The organism is Caldimicrobium sp. SLHALR3, assembly GCF_058692735.1.
In genome coordinates this window covers 713193-726847 of record NZ_CP182484.1, presented here as the reverse complement: position 1 = coordinate 726847, position 13655 = coordinate 713193, and the positions used below count along the sequence as shown (strand labels likewise).

Annotated in this window: 16 protein-coding genes; 9 read left to right on the top strand and 7 right to left on the bottom strand. The window is 32.4% G+C overall.

From position 1 onward, the window contains the following. Positions 1 to 9: 9 nt before the first annotated feature. From ribH to ppsA, 4 genes are read right to left on the bottom strand one after another with little or no spacing between them, the layout of a single operon-like run. Complete coding sequence (gene ribH, locus ACLGLP_RS03820) at positions 10 to 486, bottom strand: 6,7-dimethyl-8-ribityllumazine synthase (protein WP_492113606.1); 477 nt, start codon at positions 484 to 486, stop codon at positions 10 to 12. Next, a complete protein-coding gene (locus ACLGLP_RS03815; protein ID WP_492113605.1) occupies positions 483 to 818 on the bottom strand; it encodes an FtsB family cell division protein in 336 nt (111 codons plus the stop codon). The genes ribH and ACLGLP_RS03815 overlap by 4 nt, the downstream gene beginning before the upstream one ends. 10 nt (positions 819 to 828) lie before the next feature. After that, a complete protein-coding gene (locus ACLGLP_RS03810; RefSeq protein ID WP_492113604.1) occupies positions 829 to 1476 on the bottom strand; it encodes a hypothetical protein in 648 nt (215 codons plus the stop codon). Beyond that, on the bottom strand, positions 1473 to 3902 hold the full coding sequence (ppsA, locus tag ACLGLP_RS03805; RefSeq protein ID WP_492113603.1) for a phosphoenolpyruvate synthase: 2430 nt from the start codon (positions 3900 to 3902) through the stop codon (positions 1473 to 1475). The genes ACLGLP_RS03810 and ppsA overlap by 4 nt, the downstream gene beginning before the upstream one ends. A 120-nt stretch (positions 3903 to 4022) precedes the next feature. On the opposite strand from ppsA, the gene smpB reads away from it, so the two are divergent. The 3 genes from smpB to ACLGLP_RS03790 are packed head-to-tail and all read left to right on the top strand — an operon-like array spanning position 4023 to position 6233. Then, positions 4023 to 4478: an SsrA-binding protein SmpB gene (smpB, locus tag ACLGLP_RS03800; RefSeq protein ID WP_492113602.1), complete on the top strand. Its 456-nt coding sequence runs from the start codon at positions 4023 to 4025 to the stop codon at positions 4476 to 4478. Between the two features lie 7 nt (positions 4479 to 4485). Beyond that, a complete protein-coding gene (locus tag ACLGLP_RS03795; RefSeq protein WP_492113601.1) occupies positions 4486 to 5142 on the top strand; it encodes a molybdenum cofactor guanylyltransferase in 657 nt (218 codons plus the stop codon). After that, complete coding sequence (locus tag ACLGLP_RS03790; RefSeq protein WP_492113600.1) at positions 5106 to 6233, top strand: HD domain-containing phosphohydrolase; 1128 nt, start codon at positions 5106 to 5108, stop codon at positions 6231 to 6233. The genes ACLGLP_RS03795 and ACLGLP_RS03790 overlap by 37 nt, the downstream gene beginning before the upstream one ends. Here ACLGLP_RS03790 and ACLGLP_RS03785 read toward each other — a convergent pair. Continuing rightward, on the bottom strand, positions 6217 to 6951 hold the full coding sequence (locus ACLGLP_RS03785) for a DUF72 domain-containing protein (RefSeq protein ID WP_492113599.1): 735 nt from the start codon (positions 6949 to 6951) through the stop codon (positions 6217 to 6219). The genes ACLGLP_RS03790 and ACLGLP_RS03785 overlap by 17 nt on opposite strands. 51 nt (positions 6952 to 7002) lie before the next feature. On the opposite strand from ACLGLP_RS03785, the gene ACLGLP_RS03780 reads away from it, so the two are divergent. The 6 genes from ACLGLP_RS03780 (at position 7003) to ACLGLP_RS03755 (ending at position 10592) form a co-directional block, all read left to right on the top strand. Continuing rightward, a complete protein-coding gene (locus tag ACLGLP_RS03780) occupies positions 7003 to 7275 on the top strand; it encodes a hypothetical protein (RefSeq protein ID WP_492113598.1) in 273 nt (90 codons plus the stop codon). A gap of 1 nt (position 7276) precedes the next feature. Beyond that, positions 7277 to 7903, top strand: coding sequence for a phosphorylase family protein (locus ACLGLP_RS03775; protein ID WP_492113597.1), 627 nt, complete (start codon positions 7277 to 7279; stop codon positions 7901 to 7903). Further along, positions 7879 to 8706 carry a 1,4-dihydroxy-6-naphtoate synthase gene (locus ACLGLP_RS03770; protein ID WP_492113596.1) on the top strand — a complete coding sequence of 276 codons (828 nt, stop codon included), beginning with the start codon at positions 7879 to 7881 and terminating at the stop codon, positions 8704 to 8706. Before ACLGLP_RS03775 ends, ACLGLP_RS03770 begins: the two co-directional genes overlap by 25 nt. Continuing rightward, positions 8706 to 9407 carry a MotA/TolQ/ExbB proton channel family protein gene (locus ACLGLP_RS03765; protein ID WP_492113595.1) on the top strand — a complete coding sequence of 234 codons (702 nt, stop codon included), beginning with the start codon at positions 8706 to 8708 and terminating at the stop codon, positions 9405 to 9407. The genes ACLGLP_RS03770 and ACLGLP_RS03765 overlap by 1 nt, the downstream gene beginning before the upstream one ends. Before the next feature lie 77 nt (positions 9408 to 9484). Further along, positions 9485 to 9811 carry a thioredoxin gene (trxA, locus tag ACLGLP_RS03760; protein WP_492113594.1) on the top strand — a complete coding sequence of 109 codons (327 nt, stop codon included), beginning with the start codon at positions 9485 to 9487 and terminating at the stop codon, positions 9809 to 9811. A 10-nt stretch (positions 9812 to 9821) separates the two neighbouring features. Then, positions 9822 to 10592 carry an outer membrane protein assembly factor BamD gene (locus ACLGLP_RS03755; protein WP_492113593.1) on the top strand — a complete coding sequence of 257 codons (771 nt, stop codon included), beginning with the start codon at positions 9822 to 9824 and terminating at the stop codon, positions 10590 to 10592. A 4-nt stretch (positions 10593 to 10596) separates the two neighbouring features. Here the strand turns inward: ACLGLP_RS03755 and ACLGLP_RS03750 are convergent, their stop codons facing one another. Continuing rightward, on the bottom strand, positions 10597 to 10833 hold the full coding sequence (locus ACLGLP_RS03750) for a hypothetical protein (RefSeq protein ID WP_492113592.1): 237 nt from the start codon (positions 10831 to 10833) through the stop codon (positions 10597 to 10599). Next, entirely contained in the window at positions 10814 to 13585 is a 2772-nt protein-coding gene (secA, locus tag ACLGLP_RS03745) for a preprotein translocase subunit SecA (RefSeq protein WP_492113591.1), read from the bottom strand. Before secA ends, ACLGLP_RS03750 begins: the two co-directional genes overlap by 20 nt. Positions 13586 to 13655: the final 70 nt, after the last annotated feature.

Genomic DNA, 13655 nt, shown 5'->3' with positions numbered 1-13655 from the left:
ATCACCCCCTTAGAAATGTTCAATCTTTTTTATAAGATTGACCATTTCCAAAGCTGCAAGTGCAGCCTCAGCTCCTTTATTACCTGCTTTTGTTCCAGCTCTTTCTATTGCCTGTTCAATGGTATCTGTGGTTAACACACCAAAAATAATTGGTATTCCCGTCTCTAACATTACCTGGGCTATTCCTTTTGAAGTCTCTGCTGCTATGTATTCAAAGTGAGGGGTTGCTCCTCTTATAATTGTTCCCAAACACAAAATGGCATCAAATTTTTTGGTCTCTGCAAGCTTTTTTGCCACAAGAGGAATCTCAAACGCACCAGGAACCCAAGCAACATATATGTTTTCTTCAGAAACATTGTGTCTTTTTAATATGTCAAGTGCCCCTTCTAAAAGCTTTTGAGTTATAAAAATATTAAACCTACTAACTACTATACCTATCTTTATCCCTTCTCCTTCATAAAAACCTTCCAATACTACATACTTCATTCCCCTACCTCCGTCTGTCTTTTATAGTAGTATGGAGAATATATAATAATCTTTTCTCCCTCCTTTATATATCCATATTTTGTTCTTAAAAGCTCTTCATAAGGAACATCAGAACTTGATAACTTCTGAATTTCTTTTCTCAGGTATCTGTTTTCCTTTTCAATTTCTTCAATTTGCCTCATTTCCCTTTTAACCATAAAATTAAGAACTAAATAGATAGAAATTGTAAAAATAATACCTATTAACAAGATCCCTATAAACCACTTTCTTTTTTTCTTTCTCTTTTTTTTATATGATTTAATAATAATTTGAGATTGGTATCTTTTAAGCATCTCTTTTTACTTAAAACCACTGCCACGGAGATGGTGGATAAACTTCTTTTTTAGGTTGAACTTGCTGAGGTTGCTGATAAACATTTTTCGGAATTTCTTTATATTCAGTATAACCTGGAGGTGGAGGAGGAGGTGGGACGGGAATCTTTATATCAAATTCATTCTTCTTAGAAAATAACTTAGAAAAAAGGCTATTTATTTTGGTAAAAGGATTTATTTTAGAAAAAAAAGACTCTTTTTCTTGAGATAAAATAGGAGTTCCCTTATTTGACAAAATTCTTCTTTTTATTTCATCACAATGAATTGCTAATCTTGATAAAAGTTGAGGAAGATCTACTTTTTCTTTTACTGAATAAACCTTTTTTGAAGAGGCACCTTCCAATAAGTCAATTTCCATTTTTGCTTTTTCTTTTGAAATTTTTATAGAAGATTTCAAAAAATAGTGAAAAAATGAAACCTCCTTTTCTTTTTTACTTAAAATTACTGGTTCAATTTGAGAGGGAAAGGATAAATTTTTATAAATAGTTTCTTTTACTTCTTCTATAAATTGAGGAGATACCTCTTTTCCTTTAAATTCAGTAGGTAAAATACCTATTCTAATTTGTGCAAAAACTAAAGATGGAAAGCACACTAAAAATAGTATTAAAAGATTTTTCATCTTCTAAGGCTTTTTTCTTTTTCTGCTACTAAAAGTCTTGTTTTAACTATGGTATCTGGGGTTAAACTCATGGAATCAATTCCGCACTCAACTAAAAACTCAGCAAAATCAGGAAAATCACTGGGAGCTTGACCGCATATTCCTATTTTTCTATTATAGCTTTTGGCAATCTGTATAACTTCCCTTATTAGTTTTTTAACTGCTGGATTTCTTTCATCGTATATGTGAGAAACGAGCTCTGAGTCTCTATCAAGACCAAGGGTTAACTGAGTAAGGTCATTTGAACCAATAGAGAATCCATCAAAAACTTTGGCAAATTCTTCTGCTAAAATGACATTGCTTGGAATTTCACACATTACATAAACTTCAAGCCCATTTTCTCCTTGTTTAAGCCCGTATTTTTCCATAACTTTTATTACTTTTATTCCCTCTTCAACGGTCCTACAAAAGGGAATCATTACCTTTACATTATGAAGCCCCATTTCATCTCTAACTTTTTTGATGGCTTTACATTCTAAAGCAAAGGCAGGTTCAAATTTAGGATCATAATAACGAGAGGCTCCTCTCCACCCAATCATGGGATTGTGTTCCACTGGTTCGTATAAAAATCCTCCTACAAGATTAGCATATTCGTTAGTTTTAAAGTCTGAAAATCTAACAATAACATCATTGGGATAAAAAGCTGCACCAATCATGGCTATACCTTGTGCAAGTTTATCTACATAAAAGTCTGCCTTATTTTCATATCCATAGGTTCTTTCTTCAATAAAAGAAACTACTTTAGCAATCTTTTTATCGTTTTTAGCCATTTCTTTAAGTTTTTCGTATTCTATTAAAGCAAGAGGGTGAATTCCTATGTGAGAACCTATTATGAATTCTATTCTTGCAAGTCCAACTCCATCGTTAGGAAGTTGTGCATAAGTAAAGGCTTGTTCAGGGATACCTATGTTCATCATAATTTTTGTTTTTGTTCTCGGTAAAGCTTCAAAATCAATTCTTTCTACTTCAAAAGGAACTAAACCTTCTAAAACCCTTCCTTCTTCTCCCTGAGTGCAGTCAACAGTTACTTCCATTCCTGTTTTTACAAGTTGAGTTGCCACTTCAGCTCCTACAATGCAGGGGATACCAAGTTCTCTTGAAACAATGGCTGCATGACAGGTTCTTCCTCCCTTATCAGTAACGATAGCTGCTGCTTTTTTCATTATGGGTTCCCAGTCAGGATCTGTCATAGTGGTTACTAATACCTCTCCTTCTTTGAACTCAGAAATCCCACTCACATCTAATATCACCCTTGCTTTCCCTTGTCCAATTTTACTACCAACTGCATTTCCTGTGCAAATAACCTTTCCTTCTCCTTTCAGTTTATAAATTTCATAATATCTTTGTTGCTTCACAGCATGAACTGTTTCAGGACGAGCCTGAACAATGTATAATTCTCCTGTCCCAACATTAATTCCGTCTCCATCTTTTGCCCATTCTATATCCATCGGTCTTCCATAATGTTCCTCAATAATAATTGCCCACTTAGCAAGAGTTAATATTTCATCATCCGTTAATACAAATCTTTTTCTCTCTTCTTTTGATGTCTTTACCGTTTTTATAGGATTTTTTGTACTATTTCCATAAACTATTTTTATATGTTTTGTTCCTAATTTCTTTGAAAGAATGGGCTTATAGCCTTGCTTTAAGGTTGGTTTAAAAACATAATATTCATCAGGATTTACTTTTCCCTGAACAACAGCCTCACCCAAACCCCAAGCACCAGTGATATAAACTACATCTCTAAATCCGCTTTCAGTATCTAAGGTAAACATAACTCCTGAACAAGCCACATCGCTTCTTACCATCTTTTGCACAGCTACAGATAAATAAACAGAAAAATGATCAAATCCCTTGTCTTCTCTATAGGAAATAGCTCTATCTGTAAAAAGTGATGCAAAGCATTTTTGCACCGCTTTAACTACATTCTCTTTTCCAACAATATTGAGATAAGTTTCTTGCTGTCCTGCAAATGAGGCATCTGGTAAGTCCTCAGCAGTAGCAGAAGATCTTACAGCTACATCTACATTTTCAAAATAAATATTTTCCAATTTAGCATAAGCTTTTTTTATTTCTTCAGCCAAATCTTCAGGCATCTTAGCTTTTAAAATCAATTTTCTTATTTTTTCTCCTCTTCTCTGAAGATCTGCTACATCATGAGTATCAAGCCCTGTTAAAAGCTCTTTTAACTTTTCATCAAGGTGATTTTCTTTAATAAAATATTTATATGCCTCAGCTGTAACAGCAAATCCGTATGGAACTTTAATTCCTTTTTCTGTAAGTTTAGAATACATTTCTCCTAAGGAGGCATTTTTACCCCCTACAAGTGGAACATCTTTATAAGTGATTTCATCAAACCACAAAATAAAAGGTTTATGAGAACTCATTAATTGCCTCCTTGTTAGGTATTATGTTTCCTTTTAAAAGGATAATAGCAAAGGTTATTTTTCTTGTCAAGAAGCTGTAAAGTAAATTGATTTTATGCTTACATGTGTTATTTTTTGAATATGCCACAAAAAATAGTTTGTACTAATAAAAAGGCTCACCATCTTTATAACATAGAAGAAACTTATGAAGCTGGAATCCAGCTTCTTGGTTGTGAAGTAAAGTCATTAAGACAGGGAAGGGCTAATTTAAATGATAGCTTTGCAAGAGTGGTTAACGGAGAAGTTTTTCTTTATAATCTCCATATAGGCCCTTATCCTCACAGCAGGGAAGCTCAAAATATAGATCCTACAAGAACAAGAAAGCTTCTTTTAAAAAAATCAGAAATAAAAAGACTTGCTGGAAAGGTCCAAGAAAAAGGATATACCCTTATTCCACTTAAAATTTACTTTAATGAAAGAGGACTCGCAAAGGTTGAACTTGCCTTAGCCAAAGGTAAAAAAATTTACGATAGAAGAGAAGAAATAAAAAGAAGAGACCTTGAAAGAGAACTTAAAAGGAAATTTAAAATTAAATAAATAAAAGTTGAAAACACTCATCTTAGCAGGAGGAAAGGGTAGCAGATTAGGAGGAAAGAAGGCTACCCAAATTCTTTTAAAAAAACCTCTTATTTATTGGGTTTTTCAAAAATTAAAAGATCTTTTTTCCCCTATTTATATTTCAGTAAAAGATAAAAATCAAGAGACTGAAATAGTTGAGGCTCTAATTAAAGAAAAGATCAAACTTGGCGAAATAATATTTATAAAGGATTTATATCCAGAAATAGAGGGACCTTTGTCTGGGATTGTTTCTGCTCTAAAAACTTTTTCAGAAAAAGAAGCTCTTTTAGTAGTAGCAGTAGATCAACCTTTAATAAAAAAAGAATTTTTAGAATGTTTATGCAATCTTTCTTATATTTTCTGCCATAATTTTTTAATAGTTAGTAAAGGGAAAGAAAAAATTAGACCTTTTCCCGGAGTCTATCCCTGTTCTTTAAAGGAAGAAATAGAAAATTTTTTACTTAACTCTCCCAAAAAAAGTCTTTTTAGACTCTTTCAACATTTAGCCTCTAAAAACCAAATTTTGTTTATTGAAAAAAATGATAAAATAAATTATGAAAATTTTATAAATATAAATACTTTTGAAGATTTAAAGATGGTAGAAGAATGTTTTTCCCAGAACTTGAAGACCCAAGAAATGTAAAAATTTTAGTAGTTGACGATGATCCTGCTACTCGGGAGAATCTTAAGGATATTCTTTCCTTAGAAGGTTATAAGGTTTATACTTCAAAAAACGGAAAAGAAGCTTTGGAAAAACTTTTTGAGGTCAACCCTGATATTATAGTAGTTGATTGTTTAATGCCTGAACTTGATGGAATATCTTTATGTAAAATAATTAAAAACAATCCAGAAACAATTGACATAGGAATAATTCTTATTACAGCAGCAAATGATATGGACACAAGAATTAAAGGACTTGCTTCAGGAGCTGATGATTTTCTAAATAAACCCTTTCTTATACCAGAGCTAAAAGCAAGAATAATTTCTCTTTCTAAAATAAAAAAATATAGAGACTTTTTAAAAAACTATCAAACTCTTTTAGAAAAAGAAGTAGAAAAAAAGACATCGGAACTGCAAAAACTTTACCTACAGCTTCAAATAGCTTACAACGAAATAAAAGACCTTTCCCTTGAAGTAATTTACAGACTTGCAAAAGCTGCAGAATTTAGAGACATATTTACAGGATATCATATCCAAAGAGTAAGCTTTTATTCTACAAAAATTGCTGAGCATTTGGGATTAAATAAAGAAGAAATTGAACTAATAAAATACAGTTCTCCTCTTCACGATATTGGAAAACTAAAAATACCAGATAGTATCCTTCTAAAACCAGGTCCTCTTACTAAAGAAGAATGGGAAATAATGAAAACTCATACTATTATAGGTGCAAAAATTCTTGAGGGCTCAAAAATAAAATATCTAAAAGCTGCAGAAAAAATAGCCCTTTTACATCACGAAAAATGGGATGGAACAGGATACCCCTTCGGACTTAAAGGAAAAAAAATACCTCTATTGGCAAGAATTGTTTCTCTTGCAGATGTCTTTGATGCCTTAACTTCAGATAGACCTTACAGAAAAGCCTTTTCTATTGAAGAAGCCTTTGAAATAATTAAAAATGAATCTGGTAAACATTTTGATCCAAAACTTGTGGAGCTGTTTCTTAAAATAAAAGACGAAATAATTGAAATAAAAACCCTCTTCAAAGACGAAAAACCACTCAGTCACAAGTCATAAGTAGCTCCTTTAATTTTAAGGCATTGGGAACAGCATATCCCTCTGCAGTATTGTCAAAATAAACAAAGGCTGAATCAATCTTAAAAGCTTTAATCTTTTCGGCTAACCTTTTTAATTCTTCTTCTTCATAATTTGATACATAAAGCTTTTTGGAACCATGCATTCTAATGTACAAATAGTCTGTTGTTTGAACTTCATACCAGGAAGGATATTTACCAGCACAATCAGAAAAACACAAACATACATTATATCTTTTTAAAAGCTCTACAAACTCTTCGTTGTGAAAAGATATGTTTCTTATTTCAATCGTGTTTAAATAATCTGAGGGTAAAACTTTTAAAAAATTTTCTAAAACTTCTTTGTTATACTTAAAAGAAGGAGGAAGCTGAAAAAGAAGAATTCTTGCCTTTTCCTTTAAAGGAGATATAGCTTTAAGAAAATTTTTTAAATCTTCTTCTATTTCTTTAAGCTTTTTTAAATGGGTTATAGTTTTTGGCGTCTTAACTGAGAAGATAAAATCTTCAGGGGTTTCCTCATACCACTTTTTAAAAGTTTTTGCTGTAGGAATTTTGTAAAAGGTAGCATTTATTTCTACGGTATTAAAATATTGAGAGTAAATTTTCAGCCACTCTCTTGGTTTACTATCTTGAGGATATAAAAATCCTTTAAAAGAATAATAACTCCAGCCACAAGTTCCTACATAATACTTGACTTTCATATCTTTTAAAGTTAAAATATTTTCAAAAATTTTAAAGTATTATTTTTAAATTTGCCAAAACATTTTAAAAATGAAAAAGACCTGAGACTCTTTATAAAAAGATTTTTAAAGGAAAATTTAAAAGGGCTTCCTCCTGAAAGCAAAATTGAGATTGAAGTTCTAAAAGTTAAACCTGCTGAGGTGATCTTGAAATTTCCCTTTTATTCAGAAGGCAATCTAATAAGGGCAAACGAGGTAGATTTTTTGTTAAAGGATTTGATAGAACTTGGGATAAAAGCTCACATTATGTATGTAGATGATTTTGAAATAAACGAAATAAATTAATATGAAAAAACTAACGGTTTTTGTTCCTTCAGAATTTGAGGCTAAGGCATTAGAGGGGCTTGATTTAGATTTAAATGTTATAGGTTTTGGACCAATTGAGGCTGCTTTATCTTCTTATGAAATTCTTTTACAAAAAAAACCAAAAGTAGTATTTTTAACAGGTTGGGCTGGAGCTTATCCTGATACTGATTTAAATATAGGTGATGTAGTAATTGCAATTGAAGAAGTTTTTGCAGACTTTGGAAGAAAATATAAAACCCATTACGCTTCCTTTCCAGAGAGTTTTAAGGTCTGCAACAGAATATCTTTAAGTCATATATTTACAGAAAAAACTGTTAATATTTTGGAAGAGTGTAATTTTAGTGTGAATGTAGGAGTTTTTGCCACAGTTTGTACAGCAACCTATGATGTGGAAAGAGCCTATTTTATAAAAGAAAAATATGATGCCATTGCAGAAAATATGGAAGGATTTGGAGTGGCTAAAGCCTGTGAAAGGCTAAAAATTTTTTTAGTGGAGGTAAGGATAATAAGTAATCTTCTTTCTCAACCAGAAAAAGAATGGAATAAAGAAAAGGCATCTCAAGTTTTAAGAGAGGTCTGGGAATGCATGGAGAAAAATTGGAAATAGCCCTTTCTCCTTGTCCAAATGATGTTTTCGTAGTATCGGGACTTCTTTTAAAAAAGTTTAACTCCTTTTTTGAATTTACTTTTTATTTTGAAGACATAGAAACCCTAAACAATTTAGCTATAAAAGGAGCTTTTCCTGTTATAAAAGCTTCTTTTGCTATCTGGAATCTTATCTATTCTGATTATGAGCTTTTACCAGTTGGAGCTGCAATAGGTTTTGGGGTAGGACCTCTTCTTGTAGGAATAAAACCTTATGATCTAAACGAATTTAGTAATTTAAAAATCGCTATTCCAGGAGAACACACAACTGCTCATCTCCTTTTTAACTTTTTTTATCAGGGGAAAATAGAAAAAATTTTTACAAGATATGATAAAGTAATTCCTCTTTTAATGGAAAATAAGGCTGAGCTTGGTATCCTTATTCATGAAGGAAGATTTGTATATTCCAAATACGGGCTTTACAAAATCGTTGATTTAGGTGAATTTTGGGAAAAAAGTACCAAAGCACCTCTACCCTTAGGCGGCTTTTTTGTAAAAAGAGAGCTTCATGAAGAAAAAAAGGCTGAATTAACAAGACTTTTTAGATTAAGTTTGAACTGGGCAAAAAATAACTGGAAAGAGGCCTTACCTTTATTAAAATCTTATGCCCAAGAACTTGACGAGAAAGTTATAAAAAGGCATGTTGAAACTTATGTTAACGAATATACCTACGAATTGAAAAACTCAGCCTTAAAAGGCTTGACATTTTTAAAGGATTTCTTAAAAATAAAAAAATCCTTACAAGAACTTATCTGGGGAATTTAATGGAACTCTTAAAAATATTTTTACAAACAGGATATGTAGGAAAATTTGTTCTTCTAATACTCCTTTTAATGAGCATACATAGCTGGTATGTAATTTTAGCCAACTATTTTAGGTATAAAGCCTTTAAAAACCTTTTACATGAGACGGAACTTTTAGCAAAAAGAGCAAAAGATTTCCCCTCTTTAATTAAAGAAGTAAAAGAGATGGAATCTCATTTTCTTGGACAGAGCATAAAAAAAATTGTAGCCTCCTTTGGAGAAATCTATGAGAGTTATTTTGAAAAAGAGAAACTTTCTAAAAATCTTGATAAGGAGCTTTCTTTAAATTTGGCTGAAAAGGAACTTATGGAAAAAGCTTTAATAGAACAAGAAACTCTTGTTATGAAGCTAAATAAAGGATTAGGGGTCCTTGCTACTGTGGGTAGTGTGGCTCCATTTATAGGATTATTTGGAACGGTTTGGGGAATAATGAAGGCTTTTCATGATATAGGTTTAAAAGGGAGTGCAAGTTTAGCAACTGTTGCCCCAGGAATTGCAGAAGCTTTAATAAATACTGCCATGGGACTTTTCTGTGCCATTCCTGCTGTAATGGCTTATAACTATTATCTTTTAGAAAAAGAAAACATTTCTAAATCCTTAGAAATACTTTTTAAAAAAATCCTGCTTGTTTTAAAAAGGGGATTTATTTCTTATAAATCCTAAAAAATTATTGAAGGCTACGGAAATTATATTAAATTAAATTAAAATTTTTCAAAAAATTTTATACATTAGGAGGTTTTATGCCTGCATACAAAGTAACTGATCAGGATTTTGAAAAAGAGGTTCTTAAATCAGAAATACCTGTATTAGTTGATTTCTGGGCACCTTGGTGTGGACCTTGTAAAATTATTGCTCCCATTATTGATGAAATAGCTGAAGAAATGGAAGGCAAAGTAAAGGTTTGCAAAATGAATGTAGACGAAAATCCAATTATACCGGGTAGATACGGAATTAGAGCTATTCCAACTTTAATTATTTTTAAGAAAGGGGAAGCAGTAGAAATTATTGTAGGAGCTGTATCAAAAACCACAATTATTAATGCCTTAAACAAAGCACTATCCTCTTAAAACTTAAACTATGTTTTTAACAAATTTTCAAAGATTCCTTTTTATATTTTTTTTGTTAGTTTTCTTAAATTCCTGTGGAACTATTTCAAAGATTAGCTCTGGAATTGGGACTCAATTTTCCGAGGCTTTTGGAAAAAAGAAAGCAAAAAAAGAAGAACCTTTGCTTGCTGAACTTTTAAGGGAGGCTGAAAAAAATTTTGCCAAGGGAAACTATGAATTGGCCTATGAAAATTACAGAGAAATAAGGGATAAATTCCCAGGCTCTCCTCAGGCTGTGCTTGCAGCATTAAGAATGGCAGATTGTAAATTCTGGCAAGAAGAATATCAGGAAGCTATAGCTTTATATGAAGAATTTGAGAAATTTTATCCCAACAATGAAGCTATTCCCTATGTAATATATCAGATAGGAACATGTTATTATAAGATGAGACGTTCCTACGATAGAGACCAAAGTTATAGTAAAAAAGCTATTTCTGCCTATCAAAGGCTTTTGCAAAATTTTCCTGAAAATCCTTATAAAGCTGAAGCTGAAAAAAGAATTAGGGAATTGAGAGAGCTTCTGGCACAACACGAACTTTATGTAGCTAAATTCTATTATAAAATAAAATATTATAGAGGCGCCTATGGAAGGCTTCTTTACATTATAAACAACTATCCAGATACCTATACAGCTAAAATTGCTCAAAAACTTGTTTTACCTTTTTATCAAAAAGCCCTCTTAGAAACCAAAGAACTTGCAGAAGGAACAAAAAAGGATTTTTGGGGAGAAAAAATTCCCTAATCTTTTATTCTTCACTTAACTCATAAGGCATATCTATTTCCTTTCTCCCCTCTTTAGTTCCTTCTCTTTCTAAAGATTCGAAATTGGGTTTTTCTTTAAAGTCTTCTACGGTTAAAAAGGGTTTAGAGGCAGAGGGAGGAAAATATCCTAACTTTTCAAGTACCATCCCCATATCAGCTCCACATTTGGGACAGATTTTAATTTCTTCAGAAAAAATGTAATTACATTTTGGACAATTCATCTCTCACCTCTCCCTGTTCTAAATTTCTGCCACAGCATTTTTTATACTTTTTACCACTCCCACAAGGGCAAGGATCATTCCTACCTATTTTCTGAGCTCTAATAGGTTGAGAAGCTGGTTTTTCTTTTTCTTTAAAAACATCTTCCTTTTTAAATTGAAGCTTTTTTTGGTCAGGTTCTTCTATTTTTAATTCTTCTAATATTTCTTCGGAAACTTCGTGAGCTTCTTCAATTTCTATTCTAAATAAATAAGATAAGGTGGTTTCTTTTATCCTTTTCATCAAATCTACAAAAAGATAGAAAGCCTCTTTTTTATATTCCTGTAAAGGATTTTTCTGCCCGTATCCTCTTAAACCTGTGCTTTCCTTTAAATGGTCAAGCATGAGTAAATGTTCTTTCCAAAGGGTATCTATAGTAGTTAAAAGAAAATACTTTTCAAGTCTTCTAAGAGTATCTGCACCTATTAATTTTTCTTTATCTTCGTATCTCTTTAATGCCGCTTCTTTGAGTTCCTCTACAAGATCTTCCTTTTTAGAAATATTTAAATCTATTTTTGGATTAAAGGCAAAGATTTCTTTAAATCTTTGTAAAACTTCCTCTAAATTCTCTTTTTCAAGTTGTTTGCTTCCACCAAGATTTTCTTCTACAATTTCTTCGCATTTTTCTTCTATCATAGAAATAATCCAATCTTTTATGGACTCGCTTTTTAGAATTTCTCTTCTTTGAGAGTAAATAGTCTCTCTCTGTTTATTCATTACATCGTCATATTCCAGAAGATGTTTTCTTATTTCGAAGTGATAAGCTTCTACTTTTTTCTGTGCCTGCTCTATTGCTCTTGAAAGCCAGGGGTGTTCTAAGGGTTCTCCCTCAGGAAGACCAAGTTTTTCCATAAAAGACTTAAGCTTTTCTGAACCAAAAAGTCTTAAAAGATCGTCCTCTAAAGATAAGAAAAAGCGAGATGCACCTGGATCTCCCTGTCTACCAGCTCTTCCTCTAAGCTGATTATCTACCCTTCTTGACTCATGTCTTTCAGTTCCAATAATATAAAGCCCACCGAGTGCTTTTACTTTTTCTGCATCTTTCTGACATTCGAGATACTTTTCGTAAAGGACCTTTGCCCAGTAGTCTTTATACTTAGTTGTAGGGTCAAGCCCTTGTCTTGCCATAGCAAGAACTTCATTCCAGGCTCTTTCATCAATTTCAGATAAATCATATCCTTCTGCAGAAAGCTGAGCCTTTGCAAGACCCTCAGGATTTCCTCCCAAAATGATATCTACTCCTCTTCCTGCCATATTGGTAGCAATAGTTACTGTGTGAGACCTTCCAGCTTGAGCAATAATCTCGGCTTCCTTTTCATGATGCTTTGCATTTAAAACCTGATGAGGAATCTTTTTCTTTTTAAGCATTTTTGAAAGAAGTTCGCTTTTCTCAATACTTGTCGTCCCAACAAGAACTGGTCTTCCTTCTTTATAACATTTCTCTATTTCTTCAACTACTTTTTCAAACTTTTCTTTTTGAGTTCTAAATACCACATCTGGGTAATCAATTCTTATCATGGGTTTGTGAGTGGGAATTACCACAACATCAAGATTATATATCTCTTTAAACTCTGCAGCTTCTGTTTCAGCAGTTCCTGTCATACCAGCAAGTTTCTCATACATCCTAAAATAATTCTGAATGGTAATCATAGCTAAGGTCTGATTTTCAGGTTCAATCCTTAATCTTTCCTTAGCTTCTATGGCTTGATGAAGCCCATCACTCCATCTTCTTCCAGGCATAAGTCTTCCAGTAAATTCATCAACTATTATTACCTTTCCATCCTTTACTACATAATCAACATCCCTTTTAAATAAGTGATGAGCTCTCAATGCTTGATTGATGTGATGCACAATTCTTACGTATCTTGGATTATATAAATTTTTTATACCAAGAAGCTTTTCACATTCTGCGATTCCCTCTTCTGTTAAAACTGCATTTTTGGCTTTTTCGTCTAAAGTAAAGTGCACATCTTTTTTCAATTTTCTTACGATTTCATCTATGTAGTAATAAATATCTGTAGATTCTTCAGAAGGACCAGATATAATTAACGGAGTTCTTGCTTCATCTATGAGGATAGAATCTACTTCGTCTATAATAGCATAGTAATGACCTCTTTGAACCATATCATCTAAGGAATATTTCATATTATCGCGAAGATAGTCAAAACCAAATTCACTGTTTGTTCCATAAGTAATATCACAAGCGTAGGCTTTTTTTCTTTCATAATCATTCATTTGATTCTGAAGATAACCTACAGTTAAACCGAGGAATCTATAAATAGGACCCATCCATTCAGCATCTCTTTTAGCGAGATAATCATTAACGGTTACTATGTGAACCCCCTTTCCGGTAAGGGCATTTAAATAAGCAGGAAGAGTTGCAACAAGAGTTTTTCCTTCTCCTGTCTTCATTTCAGCAATCTTTCCTTCGTGAAGCACTATTCCTCCCATAAGCTGAACATCAAAATGGCGCATTCCAAGAACCCTTCTTGCAGTTTCTCTTACTACTGCAAAAGCCTCTGGTAAAAGTTCATCAAGGGTTGCTCCTCTTTCAAGCCTTTCCTTAAATTCTATAGTTTTTCTTGCAAGCTCTGCATCAGAAAGTTTTTGCATTTGAGGTTCTAAGGAATTTATCTTTTCAACTATAGGTTTAAGCCTTTTTAATTCTCTTTCATTCTTTGTCCCTACAATTTTAGCTAAAATCTTAGTAATCATAACCCAGAATCTCTCCTTTTTTTGAATTTTTAATAATTTAATACTTTTTCTTCACAAAACAACCACCTTG